This window comes from Rhizobium sp. 2YAF20 (genome assembly GCF_052114685.1).
Classification (GTDB): Bacteria; Pseudomonadota; Alphaproteobacteria; order Rhizobiales; family Rhizobiaceae; genus Rhizobium.
On the sequence record NZ_JBFRFF010000023.1, the window covers coordinates 35,529 to 58,393 of the forward strand.

At 58.4% G+C, this 22,865-nt stretch carries 19 protein-coding genes; 10 read left to right on the forward strand and 9 right to left on the reverse strand.

The window, feature by feature from the left end; translation table 11 throughout:
• Window positions 1-125: 125 nt before the first annotated feature.
• Window positions 126-3,272: an efflux RND transporter permease subunit gene (locus AB4Z52_RS22880; RefSeq protein ID WP_442220190.1), complete on the reverse strand. Its 3,147-nt coding sequence runs from the start codon at window positions 3,270-3,272 to the stop codon at window positions 126-128.
• A gap of 8 nt (window positions 3,273-3,280) precedes the next feature.
• Window positions 3,281-4,486 (reverse strand): efflux RND transporter periplasmic adaptor subunit, encoded by a 1,206-nt coding sequence (locus AB4Z52_RS22885; protein WP_442220245.1) that lies wholly within the window; start codon window positions 4,484-4,486, stop codon window positions 3,281-3,283.
• A gap of 206 nt (window positions 4,487-4,692) precedes the next feature.
• Here AB4Z52_RS22885 and AB4Z52_RS22890 point away from each other — a divergent pair, with 206 nt between their 5' ends.
• Window positions 4,693-5,370 (forward strand): TetR/AcrR family transcriptional regulator, encoded by a 678-nt coding sequence (locus AB4Z52_RS22890; protein WP_442220191.1) that lies wholly within the window; start codon window positions 4,693-4,695, stop codon window positions 5,368-5,370.
• A 101-nt stretch (window positions 5,371-5,471) separates the two neighbouring features.
• Here the strand turns inward: AB4Z52_RS22890 and AB4Z52_RS22895 are convergent, their stop codons facing one another.
• The 3 genes from AB4Z52_RS22895 to AB4Z52_RS22905 all read right to left on the reverse strand — a co-directional run bounded on the left by AB4Z52_RS22895 (window position 5,472) and on the right by AB4Z52_RS22905 (window position 7,835).
• Window positions 5,472-5,714 (reverse strand): hypothetical protein, encoded by a 243-nt coding sequence (locus AB4Z52_RS22895; RefSeq protein WP_442220192.1) that lies wholly within the window; start codon window positions 5,712-5,714, stop codon window positions 5,472-5,474.
• Window positions 5,715-5,907: 193 nt separating this feature from the next.
• The gene (locus AB4Z52_RS22900; RefSeq protein WP_442220193.1) at window positions 5,908-6,366 is read right to left on the reverse strand and encodes a helix-turn-helix domain-containing protein; all 459 of its coding nucleotides are present in this window, start codon (window positions 6,364-6,366) and stop codon (window positions 5,908-5,910) included.
• A gap of 1,031 nt (window positions 6,367-7,397) precedes the next feature.
• On the reverse strand, window positions 7,398-7,835 hold the full coding sequence (locus AB4Z52_RS22905) for a hypothetical protein (RefSeq protein WP_442220194.1): 438 nt from the start codon (window positions 7,833-7,835) through the stop codon (window positions 7,398-7,400).
• 67 nt (window positions 7,836-7,902) lie between these two features.
• Here AB4Z52_RS22905 and AB4Z52_RS22910 point away from each other — a divergent pair, with 67 nt between their 5' ends.
• The 3 genes from AB4Z52_RS22910 (at window position 7,903) to AB4Z52_RS22920 (ending at window position 10,822) form a co-directional block, all read left to right on the forward strand.
• Window positions 7,903-8,637 (forward strand): response regulator, encoded by a 735-nt coding sequence (locus AB4Z52_RS22910; protein ID WP_442220195.1) that lies wholly within the window; start codon window positions 7,903-7,905, stop codon window positions 8,635-8,637.
• Window positions 8,634-10,025, forward strand: coding sequence for a sensor histidine kinase (locus AB4Z52_RS22915; RefSeq protein ID WP_442220196.1), 1,392 nt, complete (start codon window positions 8,634-8,636; stop codon window positions 10,023-10,025). The genes AB4Z52_RS22910 and AB4Z52_RS22915 overlap by 4 nt, the downstream gene beginning before the upstream one ends.
• A gap of 140 nt (window positions 10,026-10,165) precedes the next feature.
• The gene (locus tag AB4Z52_RS22920) at window positions 10,166-10,822 is read left to right on the forward strand and encodes a DUF3313 domain-containing protein (RefSeq protein ID WP_442220197.1); all 657 of its coding nucleotides are present in this window, start codon (window positions 10,166-10,168) and stop codon (window positions 10,820-10,822) included.
• 365 nt (window positions 10,823-11,187) lie between these two features.
• Here the strand turns inward: AB4Z52_RS22920 and rhaS are convergent, their stop codons facing one another.
• Window positions 11,188-12,183 carry a rhamnose ABC transporter substrate-binding protein gene (gene rhaS / locus AB4Z52_RS22925; protein ID WP_442220198.1) on the reverse strand — a complete coding sequence of 332 codons (996 nt, stop codon included), beginning with the start codon at window positions 12,181-12,183 and terminating at the stop codon, window positions 11,188-11,190.
• 49 nt (window positions 12,184-12,232) lie between these two features.
• Window positions 12,233-13,045, reverse strand: a complete 813-nt coding sequence (locus AB4Z52_RS22930; protein ID WP_442220199.1) for a DeoR/GlpR family DNA-binding transcription regulator — start codon at window positions 13,043-13,045, stop codon at window positions 12,233-12,235.
• A gap of 199 nt (window positions 13,046-13,244) precedes the next feature.
• Between AB4Z52_RS22930 and AB4Z52_RS22935 the strand changes: the two genes are divergently transcribed.
• Window positions 13,245-15,341, forward strand: coding sequence for a bifunctional rhamnulose-1-phosphate aldolase/short-chain dehydrogenase (locus AB4Z52_RS22935; protein WP_442220200.1), 2,097 nt, complete (start codon window positions 13,245-13,247; stop codon window positions 15,339-15,341).
• Between the two features lie 192 nt (window positions 15,342-15,533).
• Window positions 15,534-16,826, forward strand: a complete 1,293-nt coding sequence (gene rhaI, locus AB4Z52_RS22940) for an L-rhamnose catabolism isomerase (RefSeq protein ID WP_442220201.1) — start codon at window positions 15,534-15,536, stop codon at window positions 16,824-16,826.
• Between the two features lie 313 nt (window positions 16,827-17,139).
• Here the strand turns inward: rhaI and AB4Z52_RS22945 are convergent, their stop codons facing one another.
• Window positions 17,140-17,838, reverse strand: a complete 699-nt coding sequence (locus AB4Z52_RS22945) for a TetR/AcrR family transcriptional regulator C-terminal domain-containing protein (RefSeq protein ID WP_442220202.1) — start codon at window positions 17,836-17,838, stop codon at window positions 17,140-17,142.
• 210 nt (window positions 17,839-18,048) lie between these two features.
• On the opposite strand from AB4Z52_RS22945, the gene AB4Z52_RS22950 reads away from it, so the two are divergent.
• From AB4Z52_RS22950 to AB4Z52_RS22965, 4 genes are all read left to right on the forward strand, one after another.
• Window positions 18,049-19,257: a multidrug effflux MFS transporter gene (locus AB4Z52_RS22950; RefSeq protein WP_442220203.1), complete on the forward strand. Its 1,209-nt coding sequence runs from the start codon at window positions 18,049-18,051 to the stop codon at window positions 19,255-19,257.
• Between the two features lie 77 nt (window positions 19,258-19,334).
• Window positions 19,335-19,562, forward strand: a complete 228-nt coding sequence (locus AB4Z52_RS22955) for a type II toxin-antitoxin system CcdA family antitoxin (RefSeq protein WP_442220204.1) — start codon at window positions 19,335-19,337, stop codon at window positions 19,560-19,562.
• On the forward strand, window positions 19,562-19,861 hold the full coding sequence (locus AB4Z52_RS22960; protein ID WP_442220205.1) for a CcdB family protein: 300 nt from the start codon (window positions 19,562-19,564) through the stop codon (window positions 19,859-19,861). Before AB4Z52_RS22955 ends, AB4Z52_RS22960 begins: the two co-directional genes overlap by 1 nt.
• A gap of 39 nt (window positions 19,862-19,900) precedes the next feature.
• Window positions 19,901-20,830, forward strand: coding sequence for an alpha/beta hydrolase (locus AB4Z52_RS22965; protein WP_442220206.1), 930 nt, complete (start codon window positions 19,901-19,903; stop codon window positions 20,828-20,830).
• On the opposite strand, the gene AB4Z52_RS22970 is transcribed toward AB4Z52_RS22965, so the two are convergent.
• Window positions 20,831-22,831, reverse strand: coding sequence for a CocE/NonD family hydrolase (locus AB4Z52_RS22970; RefSeq protein WP_442220207.1), 2,001 nt, complete (start codon window positions 22,829-22,831; stop codon window positions 20,831-20,833). It lies immediately after the preceding gene.
• Between the last annotated feature and the right edge of the window lie 34 nt (window positions 22,832-22,865).

The following is a 22,865-nucleotide window of genomic DNA, read 5'->3' on the forward strand; positions in this document are numbered from 1 at the left end:
GTAACATCCATTGCCGCACTTCCTCGAGGCGGATCGTCTTTTGGTGTCATAGCTCCTTCGTTCAAGAACCGCCACACCACATTTCATCGTTTGCCGCTAGCGTCGATCGGGGCTGACGGCGCTGCCTAGTGCGGTGCCTCCGTTGCTGCTTCGGAGGCCGTCTGTGTTGCCGACGAGCTCTTGCCTTTGAAGACCCTTCGAGTTGCCACGAATAAAAGAGGAATGAAAAATACACCGAGTACGGTTGCGGAAATCATGCCGCCCATGACGCCGATGCCGATCGAGTTCTGGCTGCCGGAGCCAGCACCATGGGCGATCGCCAGTGGCATGACGCCGAGGATGAAAGCAAGCGAGGTCATCAGGATCGGTCGCAGACGCTGGCGCGAGGCCTCCAGGGTCGCCGTCACCAAGTCCTTGCCGGTCTTTTGCTGCTCGAGAGCGAATTCGACGATCAGGATCGCATTCTTTGCCGCAAGACCGATGGTGGTGAGCAGTCCGACCTTGAAATAGACGTCGTTCGACTGGCCAAAGATGGTCGCAGCCAGAAGGGCGCCGAAAATGCCGATCGGCACCGAAAGCATGACCGCAAGCGGGATCGACCAGCTTTCGTAGAGCGCAGCCAGGGCCAGGAAAACCACCAGGATCGATATGGCATAGAGCTGGGTCGCCTGGTTGCCGGACAATTTTTCCTGTGCGGACAGGCTGGTCCATTCGTGACTGAAACCCGGTGGCAGCTGGTCCATGATGTTGTCGATTTCGTTCATGGCATCGCCGGAGCTGACGCCGGCGCCCGCCGCACCCTGGATCTCGACTGCGGAAGAGCCGTTATAGCGCTCCAGGCGGGGCGAACCGTAACTCCATCTCCCCGTTGCAAAGGCAGAGAAGGGGACCATCGCCTTGTCGGAGTTGCGGACGTACCAGCGATCGAAATCCTCCGGCTGCATGCGAAACGCCTTGTCCGCCTGGACATAGACCGGCTTCACGCGGCCACGATCGATGAAGTCGTTGACATAGGTACCGCCCCAGGCCGTCGACAGTGTCGAGTCTATATCGGACAGGTTGATGTTGAGCGCGCTTGCCTTTTCCTGGTCGATATCGACGGAATATTGCGGCGTGTCTTCCTGGCCATTCGGTCGAGTTCCGGTCACCTTGGTGCTTTTCCCGGCAAGACCAAGAAGCTGGTTGCGGGCCTCGATCAGCTTGTCATGCCCGGCGCCATTGATGTCCTTGATGAAGAAGTCGAAGCCGCTCGAATTGCCGAAGCCGGGAATGGCAGGCGGGGCCAGAGCAAATACGCTTGCGTCCTTGATCTTCGCAAATGTTGCCATGGCACGCCCGGCAATCGCCTGAGCCTTTGACGCTGCCGTGGAGCGTTGAGCGAAATCCTTGAGCTTGATGAAAGCGATGCCGACATTCTGGCCCTGTCCGCCGAAGCCGAAGCCTGCGGCAGCGAATACGCCGTCGACATAGTCCTTTTCCTTGATCAGGTAATAGTCGCGCACCTGGTTGAGGACGGCTTTGGTCCGCTGATCCGTCGCGCCTGGGGGAAGCTGCACGCTGGTGAGCAGGATGCCCTGGTCCTCGTCCGGCAGGAAGGAGCTCGGCAAGCGGTTGAACAGGTAGCCAACGGCACCGCCGATCAACACGAAAACGATAAGGAAAACAGCGCTGCGCTTGATCATGCCGCCGATCGTGCGCTGATACCGATGCGTGCCGCGGTCGAAATTCCGGTTGAACCAGCCAAAGACGCCGCGTTCTTTCGAGCCATGTACCGGCTTGCGCAGGATCGTGGCGCATAGCGCCGGTGTGAGGACCAATGCAACGATGACCGACAGGATCATCGCCGAGACGATCGTGACCGAGAATTGGCGATAGATCACCCCAACCGAGCCCGAAAAGAACGCCATCGGGATGAACACCGCCGAGAGAACCGTGGCAATGCCGATCAGCGCACCGGTGATTTCCTCCATTGACTTGATTGTCGCTGCCCGTGGCGAAAGATCTTCTTCGTCCATCACGCGCTCGACATTCTCGACAACGACGATCGCGTCATCGACCAAGAGCCCGATGGCGAGAACCATGCCGAACATAGTGAGCGTGTTGATCGAATAGCCGAACACCGACAGGATGCCGAAGGTGCCGAGCAGGACGACCGGGACGGCGAGCGTTGGGATGAGAGTCGCGCGGATGTTCTGCAGGAAGACGAACATCACGATGAAGACCAGCACGATTGCCTCCACCAGCGTCTTCACCACGTCTTCGATGGAGAGTTTGACAAATGGCGTCGTGTCGTAGGGGTAGACGATCTCAACATTTGCCGGAAGGGTCTGTTTCAGGCTGTTGATGGTCGATTGCACGCCTTCCGCCGTGTCGATGGCGTTGGCGCCGGAGGCAAGCATGATCGCAAGGCCCGCGGATGGTGAACCATTGTAGGTGGCAGAGCTATTGTAGGACGACGCGCCAAGCTCCACCGTCGCCACGTCATTGAGACGAACGAGAGAACCGTTGGGCAGGCTCTTCAGGATGATGTTTTCGAACTGCTCGGGCGTCTGCAGGCGGCTCTTGGCGGTGACCGTCGCGTTAAGCTGCTGGCCCTTGACCTGGGGCAGGGCGCCGAGCTGGCCGGCCGAGACTTGAATATTCTGTGCCTGCACGGCGCTGGTCACGTCGCTCACCATGAGCTGGTATTTCGCAAGACTGTCGGGGTTGACCCAGATGCGCATGGCATAGCCGGCGCCGAAAAGCTGCGTATCGCCGACACCTGCGACACGCTTCAGCGTGTCGTTCAGCGTGCTGGCAATATAGTCGGCGAGATCGTTTGAATTGAGCTTTCCGTCTGTCGAGACAAATCCGATGACCATCAGAAAGTTCGAGGTCGACTTGGAAACGACGATGCCTGTCGTCTGCACGGTCTGCGGCAATTGGGCCGTGACCAGCTGCAGCTTGTTCTGTACCTGCATCTGCGCGACGTCGGCATTGGCCTTGTTGGTGAAGGTCAGGGAGATGGACGCCTGGCCCGTAGAGGTCGACGTCGACGTCATATAGTCGAGATTGTCGATGCCGGTCATGCCTTGCTCGATGACCTTGGTCACCGAGTTTTCGACAGTCTGGGCGTCAGCGCCCGGGTAGGTCGCAGTGACGCGCACTGTAGTCGGGGCGATCTGCGGATATTGCGAAATCGACAGGGTGAAAATTGACAGCACGCCCGCAAGCATGATGACGATGGCAATGACCCAAGCGAAGATGGGTCGATCGATGAAAAACCGAGACATCGTTCACCTCACTTCGTGGCGCCGGCAGAGGCGGCCTTGTCGGCATTTTCAAGCTTGGTCTGCTCGACGGGCTTTGCGGCGTCAACCGTTGCCTGCTTCAATTCGCCGGTGGCGTCATCGACGGTGACAGGGGAAGCGTTGACGTCCTGCCCATCGCGAACGCGCTGGCTGCCCTCGACGATCACGCGGTCGCCATCCTTCAGGCCTTCATTGACGAGCCAGCTATTGCCGATACTTCGTTGCACGGACAGCACACGCTCCTGCACCTTTCCTTCAGCACTGACGAATTTGGCCGTCGGCTGTCCCTTGGTGTTGCGGGTGACCGCCCGCTGAGGCACGAGGAAGCTGTTGTCGGCAATACCCTCTTCGACGGTGGCGCGAACATACATTCCCGGAAGAAGAATGCGTTCAGGGTTGGGGAAAACGACGCGGACATTGATTGTGCCGACCGTTTCGGCGACCGCGGCCTCGGAGAATTCCAGCACCCCAGTCTGCTTGTAGCTTGAGCCATCCTCAAGCGTCAGATGGACCGAAACGCTATTGCCGCTGGTCTTCAGCCGGCCTTCGGCGATCGCCCGCCGGAATTTCAGGAGATTTACACTGGATTGCGTGACATCGACATTGATCGGATCGAGCGTGCGGATGATCGTGAGCGCCGTCGTTTGATCTCCGGTGACAAGCGCGCCGACAGTCACGGTCGAGGCACCGACGCGGCCGTCGATGGGCGCGCGGATCTTGGTGTAATCGAGATTGATGCGCGCCGTCTCGAGCGCAGCCTTGGCGCTGGCGACGTCTGCCTGCGCCTGCACCAGGGTGGCATTTGCATTGTCGAAATCCTGCTGGCTGACGACACTCTGCGCACTCAGGCCCTTGTAACGATCGAGCTTGGCTTGGGCGCTCGGAACAGCTCCCTCCGCCTTCTGGACGGCGGCAGCGGCGCTGTCATAGGCAGCCTGATAGGCACTAGGATCGATCTCGTAGAGGATGTCGCCCTGTTTGACCTCACCGCCCTCCTTGAAATTACGGCTCCGGATGATCCCACCGACCTGCGGCCTGACCTCGGCAATCAAGAAGGCCGCCGTGCGGCCGGGCAGTTCCGCGGTGATGGCGACGGATTGCGGATGCAGCGCCATTGCGCTCACTTCCGGCTTTACCGCCGGCGCGTTGTTCTGCGTCGATTTCTGCTGATTGCAGCTGGCAAGCGCCAGGGCCATGCCTGCGGTCGCGGCGATCAAGACTATCTTGCGCAGCGACTTCGCGGGCCGAAAGGGTAGAGGGGCCGCCCGATGATCGGCACGCGGCATTGGACTGGCCAGGCTTTGCACGTTGATATTTCCCATCGCGTGGATTATAGTACGAATAAGTACAGTAAATATGACGATTGTCGAAAATGTCAATCGCCTTGGAGTTTCCGCCGCGAATGGAAAGACGAACAGAAGCGAAAAATCAAGATGCCAACCGACGTCCGCGCGGTCGACCGAAGACTGCGAGCGACAGCGAGAGGCAGAAGGCAATCCTTGCCGAGGCGCGCAACACATTCCATGAGTTCGGTTACGGCGGCACGACAATGGATCTTGTTGCCGCACGCTGCAAGATTTCCAAACAGACCCTCTATCGTCTGTTTGCAAGCAAAACCGAACTTTTCATGGCGATAATAGCCGACCACCGCGCCACAATGCTGGCATTGCCTCGCCCTGCCGAGGAACACATGCCGCTTGCCGACACACTTGCAAAAATTTTCATGGTAGATATCGACGAGGCTGCCGAGCGCGACCGCAAGGCATTCGTTCACTTTATCGTGCGTGAGTCCCAGGCGTTTCCTGAAGCGGCGGCATTGCTGCATACTCACGGCGTCGTACACTCGCGCCGGATGCTTGCCGACTGGCTGAAGCAACAGGTCGACCGTGGTCGAATTGTCCTGGACGACCCCTTGAGCGGCGCGCGTATGCTAATGGATATGGTGTTCGGCGCGATGGCCTCACCGCCCGGCCGATCGAATGACTGGCCGGACCGGCAAACGCGCGATCAGCATATTCGCGGGTGTTTCAATGTGTTCATGAACGGCGTTTGCCGAAAATGCGATCTCGGCGCTGCCTAACAGCTTCCGCCCCAAAAACAATGCCGACGCGAACCGCTGGTCCGCGCCGACATTTTTCTCTCCGGCCCCCACCGGAAAGAAATGCGGCACCTACTCAATACTCAATGCCGCGGTGTCGAATGCATCTCTTCCAAGCCATCGTCAAGCAGCGGCACCTGTTGGCCGCTCGAGTACATTTCCTGCAGGACTGCTCCAAGTGCGAGATCTAGACACCACACCGGGAAATCCGCATTCAACGTCTTCGCGCTTTGGCGCGCATAGGTGATCAGTCGAGCGATCGACGCCAGCTCCTTGAGCGCGTCTGTGTCATAGCTGACCGTTTCTATGGGAAGCGTTGCTGTCATTGCGTGTCCCTCGTTACCATGCCAACACGACATGGCCGCCGCTGTACTTATGGACACATGATAGCCGATAGAATCGTAATTGGCGCGTGACAGACAGCGTGACACAGCGAATAAGTGTGCAAAAGACTTCTGCAATTAATCCGGGGCAGCTATGGCAGCCCCAACCCACATGCCAGGGCGCACGAGCGGCGTTTCAATTCCGTTGATCTAAACGGATATCGTCATTCGCCGGCGCGATCACGAGGACCGGTTCAGCAGCGTTGGCCAGCGATGTGACAAGCAGTAGAATGGACTCACGAACGCCCCGGTCGGTGATCTTCATGAAAGCCTTGTTCAGCCCCAGGCCTTCCTTGGACGTCAGAAATTCCGAGAGATCCTCAAGCCCGGCCAAGGGACCCAGCCCCTCTGTGGTCAACGGTTGGGACACATCCTGCTGGAAGAAGAAGCTGACCGGAATGGCCAGCACCGTGGCGATCGTCTGCAAACGGCTAGCGCCGATACGGTTCGTACCGCGTTCATATTTCTGAACCTGCTGAAAGGTCACCCCGATCTGGTCGGCGAGCCGCTCTTGGCTCATACCCAGCATGAGGCGACGCATCCGGACACGAGAACCCACATAGGCGTCGATCGGGTTTGGCAATTTGGCACTCACTAAACGCTCTCCTCATGCGAACCAGCGCCGCACGACTAAGACGGGGCGCTATCTGCCAGATGCTCGGGGGAGGCAAGTAACAAGTCCCCGATTTGCCCGTACAATGTGTATTAGTTTAAGCTTGATTTCAACCGAAAGTGTGTTGCGCAAGAAATTTTGTGAAAGGCCTCAGTTCTGATCGAGGATGACCTGTTAGAGCGGCCTCAGTCCAAAGCTCCAGACGAGCTGTCGTTGCAAATTCCGAATACATTGGTTGTGCACAACAGAGATTGCGCGGCAACATAACTGTACTTCCCGCTTTATTTACCGTCAGAAAGATCGAACTTCGGCCGACAAGTCTTGCCGACGCCTCAAAACGGAAAAGCGCCTTCTTCGCAGGCCGTTCCATGCGACTTCGCAACACAATCGAATAAGATCAAACAAACAAAAACTCCAACGTCGGCTACTCTTTAGCAACTTCTAGGGAGACTGCCATGTCCTTACACGTCCAACCCATCGACCAAAAACCAATACTCGTGTTTCTGCCGGCAAGCGCTGCGAGCATCATCGTTTCGAAACTCATCGAGAACGGATACGCCGCGACCGCAGTATCCTCCGTGCCGGAGCTTTTCGACGCGCTGCGCTCAGATCGACATTCTCTGATCGTCGCCAGGCGACCGGATATCGATATCGTTCGGAATATCAGATCCGTGCCAGTCGTAAACGTGGAGGTCTTTTTCCACACGGTACCGTCTCACGACAGAACCGACACATCAGCCAAGCATTTCGATGGAAAAGCGTTTCTGCATAGAATCAAGGCCCTTACCGAGCCACGGTTAAATCGGAATGTCATAAAAGCTGTTCGAATACCTGTCGCAACTTCGAATCCTGTTGCGCGTGGCCTTTCACGGTGGTGGGGCGAAGCAAGGTTGATTTTGAAAAGTCGAATCTCTTCAGGAGCCAAAGGCAGCTAGTTTGCTCGATCCTTTCGCAGAGGAGCCGACGCCGCAACATTTCTCAACATAAAAACAGCCACCTAAATATTTGGTTCGCTAGAATTGATCCGAGAAAGTGCAAAGCGTCAGGAGCCGATCTTGGCTAAGGGTCTTGGAAACAAACTGTCCCGGGCTGCCAATCTCATTCAGCTTCAAAGAGCGACTTTCAGGCGAGAGTTGCTGGTCTATAGTGGGTGCCTGTTGATGTTTTGGGCAATAGGGGCAGCATCGTTGAGCGGGTTCATCCTCACGGCACTCTTTTTGCTCGTGGCGATCGCGCAGCTGTGCAAGGCCGCCGCGACTAAAATCACGACTGGCATGCGCAAGCATTCGATGCTCACACGTTATGTCGGTGCACTTGTCTCGATATGCTTTTTCTTCCTCCTGACCGGCCGCGCCTGCTATATTGCGGCAATCCTCGTCGATGTTGAATTTCGTCCCGACAATCTGCAAATCATCGCAGGCTTCTAGGGATGGATCTTCTTCAACGGGCACCACCTTGTCCGTCGCAATATGGCTTTGGTCACCTCGCAACGTCTGACAAGAAGTAAGGCGAACGTTTATGGCTTATGAAATGGCTGGCTCCGACCAGACCCGCATTTTGATCGTCGAAGACGACCCTGAGATCGCTGGAATGCTGGTCGAGCTTGTCAAAGGCAACGGCTTCGAAGCCTCGTCGGCCAAGACGGGCATCGAGATGGATCGACTGTTGGCGAAGGAAAATTTTGATCTTATCGTTCTTGATGCCATGCTGCCCGGCGAAGACGGGTTCAGTATCTGCAGACGGCTTCGCTCGTCTCGCTCAATACCGATCCTTATGCTGACGGCTTTGCAGGAAGATATCGATCGCATCCTGGGCCTCGAGCTCGGCGCCGACGATTATGTGACGAAGCCGTTCAACTCACGCGAGCTTATGGCCCGGATCAAGAGCATCCTGCGACGGGCATCCTATGCGCACGAGCCGGAAGAGGGCTTTTCAGCCATGACGTTTTCAGGCTGGCGCATCGACCCCAATAGCCGGCAACTTTACGACGCCGATGGCGCCCAGGTTTCAATGACGACGGCAGAGTTCGATCTCCTTCTGGCGTTCTGCTCCAACCCAAACAAGGTACTGACGCGAGAACAGCTTTTGTCGATGACGCATGCTGGGTCGGCAGGGCCGGTCGAACGCAGCATCGATGCCCATATAAGCCGCGTGAGACAGAAGATCGAGCCGAACCTCAAGGATCCGACTTTCATCAAGACCGTAAGATTGGGCGGCTATCTTTTCGCGTCCAAGGTGGAGCGTGTTTCTTGAGAAATCTGCGTCGGGCTTCGATTCAAAGACAGATACTGATCCTGGCGACCTTGCTGGTCGTCCTTGTGTCTGTCGTGGCGACCATCTCTGAACCGTTCACCTACGGTCGGCATGACAGAGGGTTTGAAAATGGGCTGTTTGCGGGCAGGGCGGGGATCATTCTCGACCAGTTCAAACGCGCGGGTACAGAGCAACAAGAAGCTGCGGTTTTGAAGTCCGCAGCAGATCTGGGGCTGTCAGTTGCAAAGTTGCCTCAGGATCAGGTTCGAGCCAACGTCGAGGCGCCGATATCGTCACACGAACTCGTGGCGCGCGTTAAGGTCCTGCTGGGCGACAGTGTTTTTACGTCCTTCCAGCGCGCGCTCCTGGGCCAATCGCGTGGCGACGCCTTGATTGTCAAAGTTGACGCGGAGCGTGGCCTTGTCTTCCAAATGCCGGTATTCCCCGCCTATTTGTGGTTGGCTCCGGCTGTCGCAAGCGGAATTCTGAAAATCGTGATCCCGTTGATCCTGCTTGCCTATTTCAGCAGCTGGCTGATCACCGAGCCTCTAAGGCGCTTTGCGGCGACTGCCAGGCGAGCAAGTGCGGAAAGTAGCGTCGAGGAGCCTTTCGATTTCGACGGCGCGATGGAGATCCGAAGCTTGGCGCAGTCGCTTAACGTCATGCGCGATCGCATCCAGAGCATGGTACAGGACCGAACGAGAATGCTGAGCGCTGTGGGCCATGATCTGAGGACCCCGCTCACAAGACTGCGGATGCGGGCCGAGCGTTCCGGCGAACCGGAGCTGCGGCGCCTTATGCTGGCCGATATCGCTACCTTGAGTTTCATGATCGACGAGTGCCTGGCATATTTCAAGGATCCGTCCACGTCGGAGATCGATCGGAAGGTCGAGATCTCCAGTCTGTTGCAGACGATCGCTACGGACTTCTCCGACACTGGTGTTGCTGCGACCTTCAATGGTCCCCGGCGCCTGACATATGTCTGCAAACCCCAGTCGCTTACCCGCGCAATCACCAATCTGGTCGACAATGCGTCCCGCTACGCAACCCAGGTCGAAATCGGTCTAGAAGACCGTGACGACGGTGGGATCACGATAAGGGTGAGCGACAATGGCCCTGGCTTGACGGATGAGCTCAAGGCCAAGGTCATGCAGCCCTTCTACAAGGCCGATCAATCCCGACAGATTGGCGCTCAAGGCGGTTCCGGGCTCGGGCTCGGGCTACCGATCGCCAAAGGTATTGTCACCAAGGGCCACAATGGACAATTGACCCTGTTGGACAGAGACCCGACGGGCCTCGTGGTCCTGATCGATCTTCCTCCACCTCAAGCAGAATCTGCGGCCATTCGGCCTTTTGGCGCCGCAACGGACGTCGCTTCGGCGGGTTGAAGCTGCTGTTTTTCAGACTTGTTTCGCCCGCGAACATTTCCGCATATTAAAGAAAACACAACAACGTTCTAATCCATAGAACTTGTCTCCAGCAGAACCCATGCCGTAGGGCATCTTCCCAAGCTGGAGCTAAATCCTTGATGAAAACCCTGAACATCACTGCAGCCGTGATCGCGATAACCTCGGTTGTCGCCGGATGCACAACTGCCGATCCGACCGTCTATTCCGGCCTGGCTTCGGCATCGCAGCTCCAACCAAACACCGAAGACAGCACCGGTCGCGTTCCTTACCGTTATAAGAGCAATGTCGATTGGCGGCAGTACAACAAGATCATCGTCGATCCTGTCACCGTTTACAGCGGCACGGACAACCAGTTCGTCAAGATGGCGGACAAGGACAAATCCGTCCTTGCCCGTTACATGCAGGATCAATTCGCAGAAAGGCTGAGGACGCGCTTTGCGCAGGTCAACAATTCCGGCCCCGGCACGCTGAGGCTTCATCTGACGCTGACAGGCGCCAAGGATACAACCCCGTTCCTTGGGCCGTTCTCGCATCTCGATGTCGGCGGAAACGTAATCAATGCCGCCCAGGCCGTTCAAGGTCGCGAAGGGACGATGGCAGGCTCGGTCAACTACGCCGTGGAAATCTACGATGCCGCGAGCAATCGTCTCCTGTCGGCCTACGTCACCAAACAGTATCCGAACGCAATGAATGCGGGCGCGACCTTCTCGGCCCTGAAGGGCTCAAAGGTCGGGATAGACAAGGGAGCCGATGCGCTTCTTGCAGAACTAAACTAGGCCTACCATGGAGTAGCGGGTGGGGCGAGTTTGCTGCCCACGATGCGCCTGATCTCAAGTCAGCCGAAGAATACCTTGAAAGATCGATGGCCTTGGCTCGGCAGAAATCGGCACTTTCATACGAATTGAGAGCAGCATTGCAGCTCGCTCAGATGTGGATCGTGAACGGCGAGGGCCAAAGAGCTCGCGATCTGATCGGACCCATCTACAACAGGTTCTCCGAAGGTTTCGGAACCCCTGACCTCATTCGCGCAAGGGAAATGCTCAACATTCCCTGAGATGCGCCGACATCAGCTTTCATCGCCTATCGATTTCCTGTCCCGGCGGCACGGGCCGCCGGGTCGTGGTGCTACTATGAAACCAGATCAGAATACCTTGGAAAACTGATCGATGTTCGAAGCGTTGTAGATGAACGGGTCTGCCATGGCAGCTTCGCCGTTTGCGCCGACTTTGATCTTGCCCATGCGGCCGGCGGCAATTTCGCTGCCCGGCTTGCCATCGGTCTCGCCCTTGACGATGCGATAGGCGATCTGGATCGTCGAATAGCCGAGGTCGATCGGGTTCCAGATGGCGAATTCCTTGGTCGCGCCGGACTTGATCGCGCCGGCCATTTCAGACGGAAGACCGAGGCCGGTCACATAGACCTTGCCGATCTTGCCGGCATCCTTGACTGCCTGCGAGGCGGCCAGAACGCCCACCGTCGTTGGAGCGACGATGACCTTGACTTCCGGGTGCGAGGTCAGGATGCCCTGGGCTTCGCGGTAGCTCTTATCCGACAGGTCGTCGCCGTAGACGGTCGTGACGAGATTGAGGCCGGGGAAATCCTTCATCTGCTTCTTCATCTCGCCGATCCAGACATTCTGGTTGGTCGAGGTCGTCGTTGCTGACAGGATGGCGAAGTCGCCCTTGCCGCCGTCAAGATGGTCCTTGACCAACGTCAGGCACATCTTGCCGATCAGTTCGTTGGACGAAGGGTTGAGCTGCAGGATACGGCCGGCAGGCGCCACGCCTGAATCGAAGGAAATGACCTTGATGCCGCGCTGCGTCGCCTTTTTCAGGGCCGGAACGACTGCATCCGGGTCATTGGCCGAAATCGCAATGGCGTCGACGCCCTGCGCGATCAACGAGTTGATGACTTCGATCTGGCCCTCGGCCGTCGTCGTCGTCGGACCGGTGTAGATCACCTTCACGCCGCCAAGCTCCTTGGCGGCTTCCTCGGCGCCCTTGTTGGCAGCTTCAAAGAAGCCATTGCCGAGCGACTTGACCACGAGCCCGATCTTGATGTCCTTGGCACTTGCCGTGCCCGCCATCAGCGCTGCGGCCAGCGCTACGCCGATTGCCAGTTTCTTTGCGATATTCATGTTCGTCCTCCCACGTTGATTAGACTTAACCACGCCTCTTCGGTGCGCCTCACGCAACCGAGGATGCATCCTCCTTGCCCGACTGCGCCGTTACGCTCGCGATTATGAGCGTAACGCCTGCGTCTTCGATCATTCTGACGGCCTCCTCCGGGATCCCGTCGTCGGTAATGATGGTTGTCACCCGATCGAGCGGGCACAGGATCAGGCTCGAGCGCTGGCGGAACTTGCTGCTGTCGACCAGCACCACCAGTTCGTCTGCCTGATGCATCAGCTTCTGCTCGCTCTGGATCAGCAGCGCGTCGGCCTCCATGATGCCAAGCGGGCCAACGCCCTGGGCTCCCATGAACATGCGGCGCGCATAGAAATTCCGGATCGTGTCGTTGTCGAACGGCGACAGGATCAGGCTCTGCTCGCGATAGATCGCGCCGCCCGGAACCGTCACCGAATTCTTCGAATGCTTGACGAGGTGCTCGGCGATCGCAAAGGAATTGGTCATCACCTGCAGCCGATGCGCCGCCATGAAATGGACCATCTGGAACGTCGTCGTTCCACCGTTGAGAATAATCGCGTCGCCCTGGGCACAAAGCTCCACCGCCTGGCGGGCAATTGCGCGCTTCTTATCGATATTGACCGATTCTGAAACTCGAAATGGCCGGCCGGCAAGATTGGCAAGCTGCGGCGGATGCATTGCCTCGGCGCCGCCGCGCACGCGTCTGATCTTGCCCTGGATATGCATCGCTGCGATGTCACGCCGTATCGTCGCCTCGGAAGCCTCAGTCAATTCAGAGATGTCCTGAACGGTGACCACGGACTTTTCCTGTACGGCGCTCAAGATAATGCGATGGCGTTCGCGTTCGTGCATTGGTTCCTCCTGTTTCGGTTATTTCGTATCTAGTGGAATGTGTCAATCACAAACGATCAAATACTTTCATAGTGCGCTGCAACATAATCGTTTATGATCGTTTTCGATTGACAATGGGACTCCGACTGAGCGATACCCTACACCAAACGCGGTGTTGTCTTCGATGATACGCCGAGAATATTTGATATGGGAGGATGACATGGCGGCTGAAGTCCGGCTTCTGGATAACCGTTGGGATGATAGCTACGCGTCCGGCCTGGATGAGCCCGGCAAGCTGCTCTACCGCTCAAATCTCCTCGGTGCCGACAAGCGCATCACCAACTACGGTGGCGGCAATACCTCGGCCAAGGTGATGGAAACCGATCCGCTTACCGGCGAGAAAGTCAAGGTCTTGTGGGTCAAGGGATCTGGCGGCGATGTCGGAACCATCAAACTCGACGGCTTTGCGACCCTCTATCAGGACAAGCTGGAATCGCTGAAGAGCATCTACAAGGGTGTCGCGGACGAAGACCGCATGGTCGGATTTTTGCCGCACTGCACCTTCAACCTGAATGCACGCGCCGCTTCAATCGATACGCCGCTTCATGGCTTTGTGCCCTTCTCCCATGTCGATCATATGCATCCCGATGCCATCATCGCCATTGCGGCCTCGAAGAATTCCAGGGAGCTGACAAAGGAGATCTTTGGCGACGACATCGGCTGGCTGCCGTGGCGCCGGCCTGGCTTCCAGCTCGGCCTGGACCTAGGCGCCTTCGTCAAGGATCATCCGGACGCCAAGGGGGTCGTGCTCGAAAGCCATGGCCTCTTCACCTGGGCAAACGATGCGAAGGCCTGCTACGAGCTCACCCTTGATATCATCAACAAGGCGATCCAGTGGTTTGCCGCAAAGACCGAAGGCAAGACGATCTTCGGGGGTGCCGCCTCTGTAAGCCTGCCCGCCTCGCAGCGTCGCGCCATCGCCGCACGCCTGATGCCGGAGATACGCGGCCGTATCGGCAAGGCCGAGCGCAAGCTTGGACATTTCGACAATCAGGATGCCGTGCTCGAATTCGTAAATTCCAGGCATCTGCAGCCGCTCGGCGCGCTCGGCACAAGCTGCCCCGACCACTTCCTGCGCACGAAAATCCGTCCCTTGATCGTGGATTTCGACCCGGCCAAGCCCGACGTAGACGCAATTGTTGCCGGCCTCGACAAGGCGCTCGAAGAGTACCGGGCAGACTATGCGCGCTACTACAACGACTGCAAGCATGACAACTCGCCCGCTATGCGCGACGCAAATCCGGTCATTTTCCTTGTTCCGGGCGTCGGCATGCTGTCCTTTGCCAGGGACAAGGCGACAGCTCGGATAGCCAGCGAGTTCTACGTCAACGCCATCAACGTCATGCGCGGCGCATCCACCGTCTCGGAATATCAGGGCCTGCCGGAACAGGAAGCCTTCGACATTGAATACTGGTTGCTTGAAGAGGCCAAGCTTCAGCGCATGCCGAAGCCGAAGAGCCTTGCCGGCCGCGTCGCCTTCGTCACCGGCGGCGCCGGCGGCATCGGACGCGCGACGGCTGCGCGATTGATCGGCGAGGGGGCCTGCGTGGTGCTCGCCGATATCGACCAGGTGGCACTCGACAGTACGTTCGAGGATTTCGGCAAGACGTTCGGCGCCGATGCAGTGCGCAGCGTCAAGCTTGATGTCACGAAGGAAGACGCCGTCATCGCCTCCTTTGCCGAGGCCTGTGTCGAATTCGGCGGCATCGACATCCTCGTCTCCAATGCCGGCATTGCCTCGTCCGCGCCGATCGAAAGCACGGAGCTGTCGATGTGGAACCGCAACATGGACATTCTCGCAACCGGGTACTTTCTCGTGTCGCGCGAGGCATTCCGCTTGTTCCGGCGCCAGAATATTGGTGGCAATGTCGTCTTCGTCGCGTCGAAGAACGGCTTGGCCTCATCGCCGAACGCGGCCGCCTATTGCACGGCCAAGGCGGCTGAAATCCATCTTGCCCGCTGCCTGGCGCTTGAAGGCGCCGAAGCCGGCATCCGCGTCAATACGGTTAATCCGGATGCCGTCCTTCGCGGCTCGAAGATCTGGAACGGCGAATGGCGGGAGCAGCGCGCGGCATCGTCCAAGATCGAGATCGACGAGCTCGAGGAACACTACCGCAAGCGCTCGATGCTGAAGCTCAACGTCTTTCCGGAGGATATCGCCGAAGCAATCTATTTCCTGGCGTCGGATGTCTCTGCCAAGTCCACCGGCAACATCATCAACGTCGACGCCGGCAACGCACAGAGTTTTACGCGCTAAAAGGATACCGAGCCGCAAGGTAGGATCGGCCGAGAGGCTGCTGCCCCGACCCTCTCCCCGCATGCGGGGAGAGGGGGATCGAGAGTTCTCCGCCAGTCCCTTGTCCCCGCGCGCGCGGACAAGGTGCCCAACAGGGCGGATGAGGGGCAACCACGCGAGATTTTAGATTCCAAAGACTATCGGGAGGAAACCATGACCGAGCTTAAAATCGCACCCGATCTGCTGGCACGGGAAAACGATCGCCGTGCCGCCGCGCTCAAATCCGACTATGAAGCATTGGGCAGCGTACTTGCCCGCCGCGGCGTCGACATTGAATCCATCACCGCAAAGGTCGCCGAATTCTTCGTCGCGGTGCCGTCCTGGGGTGTCGGGACAGGCGGAACGCGTTTCGCGCGCTTTCCGGGGACCGGCGAGCCGCGCGGCATCTTCGACAAGCTCGATGACTGCTCAGTCATCCACCAGTTGACGCGGGCGACGCCGACGGTGTCGCTGCACATTCCCTGGGATAAGATGGATGCGAGAGAACTCAAGGCCAAGGGCGATAGCCTTGGCCTCGGCTTCGACGCTATGAATTCCAACACATTTTCGGATGCCCCCGGCCAGGCGCATTCCTACAAATACGGCTCGCTCAGCCATGTGGATGCGGCGACCCGCACCCAGGCGGTCGAACACAATATCGAATGCATCGAGATCGGAAAGCAGCTCGGCTCCAAGGCACTGACGGTCTGGATCGGCGACGGCTCAAACTTCCCCGGCCAGAGCCATTTCAACAAGACATTTGAGCGCTACCTCGCTTCAATGGCGGATATATACAAGGCGCTCCCCAACGACTGGCGCATCTTTTCAGAGCACAAGATGTACGAGCCGGCATTCTATTCGACAGTCGTGCAGGACTGGGGCACGAATTATATGATCGCTGAGACGCTTGGCCCCAAGGCCTTCTGCCTCGTCGATCTTGGCCACCATGCGCCGAACACCAATATCGAGATGATCGTCGCGCGGCTGATCCAGTTTGGAAAGCTCGGCGGCTTCCACTTCAACGATTCGAAATACGGCGATGACGACCTCGACGCGGGGGCCATTGATCCCTACCGCCTGTTTCTTGTCTTCAACGAGCTTGTCGACGCTGAACATCGCGGCGTGAAGGGATTCCATCCGGCCCACATGATTGATCAGTCGCATAATGTCACTGACCCGATCGAGAGCCTGATCTCCAGCGCCAACGAAATTCGCCGCGCCTATGCCCAGGCGCTCATCGTAGACCGCAACGCGTTGTCAGGCTATCAGGATGTCAACGATGCCTTGATGGCCTCCGAAACGCTGAAGCGCGCCTATCGCGCAGACGTGGAGCCTATTCTCGCCGAAGCCAGGCGCCGCTCGGGCGGTGCGATCGATCCGGTGGCGACCTACCGGGCCAGCGGATATCGCAAACGCGTCTCCGCCGAGCGCCCGGTATCGGCGGCAGGCGGTGGCGGCATTATCTGAACCGCGTCAAATCCTTCAACGTTCAGACAACAAAAAGGGCCGCTCGAAGCGGCCCTCCATGAGTTTTGGCCTTGCGAAAGACCCGGATCGTCTCTGCGACCCGCAGGAAGGTGGGGTTAGATCGAGGGCTGCCCCGTTTCTTTCACCACAATTCCCATGTCCATCACGAGCGCCGAAATCTCACTAGACATTGGATCACCTTCCTTTCGTTCTGTTTCAGATGAACAGAAGATAATCCGATTCTCTCGGCGTGCAAGACCGGCGGCGAGAATTTGTAACCGCCAGGCGAGGGGCCTCGACCTGCAATTGGCGTCTAGTCATTCGACAATGTCGACACAAGCCGATTGCGATCTTGCTTGGCAACATGCCCATAGGCGCGCAGGAAGGTTCGCACTGCGTTATGCGCGGAGACCTCCAACTCGTCGTCAGAGAGCGTGCCGCCGAACAGCACGGCCATCTGCATATCGGCATTGACCAGCGCCAGAAATTGCCGGGCCGCCAGATCGAAGTCGTCTATATCGAGAGCGCCTTGATGACTGAGGCGCGCGAAAAGCGCGGCAAGTGCCCTCGTCGTCTTGCATGGTCCCTGTTGACGCCAGGCTTCGAAAAGATGCGGATAGCGCCCACCCTCCTGCTGAACCAGTTTGCGCAGAAATTTTCCGTCCTGCGTGCCGGTGCAATCCCTGGTGAGACGCACCGCAAACGCGCTGAGCTCCTCCTGCAGATTGTCCGGCGTGTCGGGAAACGTAGATAAGGTGGAGAACAGGACAGCGTTGACGCGCGTCATCACAACTTCGACGACGGCGGTGAACAACGTCTCCTTTTCGTGGTAGTGGTTATAGACGGTCTGCCTGCTCACACATGCTTCGGCGGCAATTTCGTCGATGCAAGCACCGGAGAAACCCTCGCGGCAAAACACCTCCGCCGCGGCGTCGAGGATCAAAACACGTTTCGAATATTGGCCACGCGACGTGGCCGCAGCGTTGGATTCGGCGTCCTTCAGACTTTTCATGGTGTGAAGATAATGCGCATTGACGTTTTAGACAACAGTGTCTAATTTTACATCTGTGTCCAAATTTGTGGACAGTCGTCTAATGCGTTGCGGTTCTCCCAAGCCCGCGCGCGCTGGGACTGTCAGCTATCCTTGACCCTCTCTTGAAAGCCTTCGCGGCTGCGAAGCAATCCGGCTTCCGCCTGCGACGCTTTCTGAAAGACCATCACAATGCCGGCTTCATTTTTCCGTATTGCGGTCATCCTTGGTCTGCTCTCGGCCATCGGTCCGTTCGCCATCGACATGTATCTTCCGGCCCTGCCTTCTATCGGCAAGGATCTCGGGGCGCCTGACAAACTCGTTCAGATGAGCCTGCTTGCCTTCTTCATTCCCTTTGCGATTTTCCAGCTGGTCTATGGGCCGCTGGCAGACATGTGGGGTCGCAAGGCGCCGCTTTATATGGGGATCGGCCTGTTCGCTGTCGCCAGCATAGGCTGCGCCACGGCGAGCAACATTGAGACGCTGATCGCCTTCCGCTTCCTTCAAGGTATCGGCGGTGCTGCCGGCATGGTCGTTCCGCGCGCTATCGTCCGCGATATGCACACCGGCGTGCAGGCGGCGCGGCTGATGTCGTTGCTGATGCTCGTGTTCAGCATTTCGCCGATCCTGGCGCCACTCACCGGCAGCGCCGTCATCGCGTTCTATGGCTGGCGCGGCGTGTTCTGGGCGGTGATGATTGCAGCCTTTATCGGGCTGATCCTGCTATCGACACAATTGAACGAAACCCGCTCCAGGGCGGACCGCTCGGAGAGTGGCTTTCGCAGCGCCATGGCCGCCTATCGCCTGTTGCTGGGTGATCGTCATTTCCTGACAATGACCTTTATCGGCGGTCTCGGCATCTCGGGCTTTCTTGTCTATCTCGCCAATTCGCCCTTCGTGCTCATCAATCATTACGGTCTCTCGCCGACCCAGTATAGCTTCGCATTCTCGATCAACGCCGTCTCGTTCTTCGCCGTGTCGCAGCTGACCGGCTGGCTTGGCGAACGCTTTGGGTTGATCCGGGTCATGCGCGCGGCAGTGTCCGGCTTTGCACTTGCCATGGCCACCATGGCGATTGTCATGAGCCTCGGCTTTGGCGCGCTTCCGGTCATGGCGACGCTTCTGTTCATCGGCTACGGCTTCCTCGGTCTGGTTATCCCGACGGCCGCCGTGCTGGCGCTCGAAGAACACGGCACGATCGCCGGCACCGCCTCTGCGCTGATGGGCACCTTGCAATTTGTCACCGCCGCCGTGGCCATGGCCATCGCCGGCCTGTTCTTCGATGGCACGGCAGTTCCAATGGCAATGGGTATCGCTCTATGTGCCGTTGCCGCATCCGTGTTGACCCAGCTGACGATAGGCCGCCGACGTCCGACGGAAGTGGAAGTTGCGGCGGAATAAGTGGCAAAATACGGATTGGTTGGTTGCAGGCTTCAGACAATGCGCATACTGTGTGCGCATTGTCTATGGAGAGTTTTATGGCGCGAGTGCGCAAGGCTGCTAACTTATCGCTTGATGAGGGCCTCTTATCCGAAGCGCGTGGACTAAATATCAACATCTCGCGAGCGGCTGAACGGGGTATCGCTCAAGCGATTAGAGACGAACGCGAACGCGCTTGGCGGTCGGAGAATGCAAAGGCTATCGAGGAAATGAATCGATATGTCGAAAAGTATGGCTTGCCACTCTCGAAGTGGCGGCAATTTTAGTGGCTCGGTTCAGCGTTCATCGCATAATGGACAGTGATCAACTGGTCATCGATTTGCAATCGAACTTGCTCGGTGACTTGAAGACAAGAATTGTAGCACCACTGCTCCCGGCTTCATTGGTTACGCATTCGTTGACAAGATTGCACGTCAGCGTCGATGTGAGCGGGATCCGCTATTTTGTTGCAGCACATCTCTTGACTGCGATACCGTGTCGCGAACTAGGGCCAGCAATCGGCGATCTTTCGCCATGTAGTGATGAGATTGTGGCGGCAGTCGATTTCGCATTTCAAGGCTTCTGATAGTCTTGCGTCACGCCGAAGTGCTGCATGAGGAAAAGAATGCCGCAAGCTGAATTGACCGTTGCCCGTCCAATGCCCGAGGAGCCAGGCATTCTGGCGTTTCTCGAGCTTTGCGATAGCTTTTATCCGGCAGACGCAGTCGATGCGTCGATCGGGCAGCAGCGCCTCTGGTACGACGCGCTCTGCGCGCAGTTCGATCGGCCATTGCCAAACGGGATGATCACTCAGGATGCAGCGATCGGCACAATCCCGACACGGCGCTATCGACCGGCCAGTGTGCGTACCGACGTCAAACTGCTTTACCTGCATGGCGGCGGATATGTCGTCGGTTCTCTTTCAAGCCATCATGCGATCTGCGCCGAGCTGTCCGAGTTTGCAGGCGCCGAATTGGTCTCTGTCGACTATCGGTTGGCGCCGGAGCATGTGTGGCCCGCGCAGACCGATGATGCGTTTGCGGTTCTGAAGGCGCTGCTTGGCACTGGCGAGAAGGTCGTTCTGATCGGCGACAGCGCTGGCGCCAATCTGGCGGCCGGGTTGGCGCTGAGGACTCGCGACGAGGCACTGTCAGGCATGGTCGGCCAAGTGCTGATTTACCCCGGCCTTGGCGGCGACCTGGTGTCCGGGTCATACGAAGAGATGGCCAATGCGCCCGGCCTTACCACCACCGACACCGCCTACTATCGAGCCATCCTCAAGGCGCCGGCCGACGAGCCGGTCGCCCATCCGCTGCTGGCGCGATCCTTCGCCGGTCTGCCGCCTTCCTACATCACTGTCGCGCATTTCGACCCTCTGCGCGATGACGGCCGAAGCTATGCCGGCCGGCTTGCCGCCGCCGGCGTCGAGGTCTGGTTCCGCGAAGAGCCGCAGATGGTGCATGCCTGGCTGCGCGCCCGCCATATGAGCGACGGCGCCCGCGAAGGATTTCGCGCGCTTTGCATCGCCGTCAGCCGCTTTGCCGGAACGCTCTGATCACATCAGATCGCGAGGAACGACCTTTTCAAATGTCTTCTCGAAGACCCTTGTCTCACCTTGATAGGCAACGACCGAGCCGCCGATCAGCCAATCGGTCGCGGTGCAGGAAATCGTCGCGGTCGAGATCGTGCGAACGAACCAGCCTGGCCGTTGCATGTCGCAGGTCCAGACCGACCTTCCTGCCATCGATAGCGGATCCCCAGGTGAAATCGACCAGACCTCGTCGCGCAGCTGCCGCGTCGACAGGCCGGTGTCTGGATGTTCAAAAAGCCCGGTGTCCTCGTTGATGAAATAATCCGTCCGATTGGCGGATAGGTCGCGCACGACCTGTCGCCTGGTCGCGCCCGGTTTGTGCTCGATATACTTCGGCAAGGGATCGGGATTGGCCGGTTGCTTCACCTCGATCGCCTCATGGCCCCCGATTTTCGGCATGGCAAGACCGAGGGAGGCGATGTCGAGCGTCAACCCGCCATCGGTCGGCGGCGGCAACACCATCGGCCAATAGGCTGATGATAGCGACAAGCGGATGCGATGGCCCGTGCCGAAGCGATATCCGCAGGCGTCGAGCACGAGGCGGATTTGCGTCGGCTCGCCTTGGGTCATCGGCTGTGGATGTTCGTTGCTGTCACGGTGCGCAAGGTTCAGCACCCCGAAGGAAACCCGCGTCGCGGTTCCATCGGGATGGATATCGACGATGCGTGCGCAAAGATTTGCCAGATCGGCATCCGACCTTAGGGACACCGTCAGCACCGGCTGGCCGAAATAGTCCTGCGGTTCGGCAAGCGGTGCGGTCTGGAAGGTCAGCGAGCCGGCATCGTCGCCGCGCTGGTCGACCGCCATTTCGGCGTCCGGTTTCAGCGTGAACCATTCGCCCGACGCAGTCCCGGTATCAAGGGGTGACTTCAGATATACCGGATGTTCCGGCGCATGCGGGATCGGCATGCCTTCCATCAGGGTGCCGAACTGCTCGACATAGAAGCACTGCATGTCGGGTTCCTGCCACGTCTGCTTCGCCACCCAGAAGCCGGGATCAACGTCGCGGCGCGGTGCTGGCTTCGGCCCATCCAGAATATAGGCACGGACCTGCGGCAGCGTCTCGATGCCGTTTTGCTCGCCACGCAGCCAGCGGTTCCACCAGGTGATTGCCTCTCCATGGAAGTCGGCACGGGGTTTCGGCCATGCGAAATGCGGATATTTGTGGACCCAGGGGCCGATCAGCGCCTTTGCCCGGCTCCCTAGACCTTCGACTGCCTTCAGCGGGGTATTGCGGTAACCGTCGGCCCAGCCGGCGATGACGAGCGCCGGCACGTCGACGGCTGAGAAGTCTTCGCAGATCGACCCATGTTTCCAGAAATCATCGCGACGCTGGTGCTGCAGCCATTCCCCCATGAAGAACGGCTCGTTTTCCAGTCGCTCCATCCACATCCGGCGCCAGCTATCGCCGACAAGGGCCGGATCGGGCGCGCGCGACTGGTAAGCGAGCATCGTCGCTGCCCAGGAAAGCTGCGCCGACAGATGGCAGCCGTTCTTGTAGTGGATGTCGTCATTGTAGCGATCGACGGTCGAAGCAATGGAAATGATCGCCTTGAGCGCCGGGGGACGAAGCGCTGCCACCTGCAGGCAATTGAAACCGCCCCAGGAAATTCCCATCATTCCGACCGCGCCGTTCGACCAGGGCTGCGCCGCAATCCAGGCGATCAGTTCGCAGGCGTTCGCCAATTCGAGTTCGGTATACTCGCCGTCGATGACGCCATCGGATTCGCCCGAGCCGCGGATGTCGACACGCACGCCGGCAATGCCTGCGGCTGCGAAAACGGGATAGGTCGATTCGTCGCGCGGGCTGGTTCCATCGCGCTTCCGATATGGCAGGAACTCGAATACGGCCGGGACCGGTTCCGCCTTTGCGGCATCAGGCATCCAGATACGCGCTGCAAGCCGCGTGCCGTCGGCAAGGGCGATCCATTCGTTTTCGATGACGGTAAAGCTGCGGTTGGTCATGGGAAGTCCGTCACGTTGTTGTCCTGCAAAGAAG

Excerpts from the sequence above, each read along its gene's own strand:
- AB4Z52_RS22880 (WP_442220190.1), bottom strand. The coding sequence starts at position 3,272 with ATGTCTCGGTTTTTCATCGATCGACCCATCTTCGCTTGGGTCATTGCC.
- AB4Z52_RS22970 (WP_442220207.1), bottom strand. The coding sequence starts at position 22,831 with ATGACCAACCGCAGCTTTACCGTCATCGAAAACGAATGGATCGCCCTT.
- AB4Z52_RS22950 (WP_442220203.1), top strand. The coding sequence starts at position 18,049 with ATGCCGGCTTCATTTTTCCGTATTGCGGTCATCCTTGGTCTGCTCTCG.
- AB4Z52_RS22935 (WP_442220200.1), top strand. The coding sequence starts at position 13,245 with ATGGCGGCTGAAGTCCGGCTTCTGGATAACCGTTGGGATGATAGCTAC.
- AB4Z52_RS22885 (WP_442220245.1), bottom strand. The coding sequence starts at position 4,486 with ATGGCCCTGGCGCTTGCCAGCTGCAATCAGCAGAAATCGACGCAGAAC.
- AB4Z52_RS22920 (WP_442220197.1), top strand. The coding sequence starts at position 10,166 with ATGAAAACCCTGAACATCACTGCAGCCGTGATCGCGATAACCTCGGTT.
- AB4Z52_RS22895 (WP_442220192.1), bottom strand. The coding sequence starts at position 5,714 with ATGACAGCAACGCTTCCCATAGAAACGGTCAGCTATGACACAGACGCG.
- AB4Z52_RS22930 (WP_442220199.1), bottom strand. The coding sequence starts at position 13,045 with ATGCACGAACGCGAACGCCATCGCATTATCTTGAGCGCCGTACAGGAA.
- AB4Z52_RS22910 (WP_442220195.1), top strand. The coding sequence starts at position 7,903 with ATGGCTTATGAAATGGCTGGCTCCGACCAGACCCGCATTTTGATCGTC.
- AB4Z52_RS22890 (WP_442220191.1), top strand. The coding sequence starts at position 4,693 with ATGGAAAGACGAACAGAAGCGAAAAATCAAGATGCCAACCGACGTCCG.
- AB4Z52_RS22945 (WP_442220202.1), bottom strand. The coding sequence starts at position 17,838 with ATGAAAAGTCTGAAGGACGCCGAATCCAACGCTGCGGCCACGTCGCGT.
- AB4Z52_RS22955 (WP_442220204.1), top strand. The coding sequence starts at position 19,335 with ATGGCGCGAGTGCGCAAGGCTGCTAACTTATCGCTTGATGAGGGCCTC.
- AB4Z52_RS22965 (WP_442220206.1), top strand. The coding sequence starts at position 19,901 with ATGCCGCAAGCTGAATTGACCGTTGCCCGTCCAATGCCCGAGGAGCCA.
- rhaS (WP_442220198.1), bottom strand. The coding sequence starts at position 12,183 with ATGAATATCGCAAAGAAACTGGCAATCGGCGTAGCGCTGGCCGCAGCG.
- rhaI (WP_442220201.1), top strand. The coding sequence starts at position 15,534 with ATGACCGAGCTTAAAATCGCACCCGATCTGCTGGCACGGGAAAACGAT.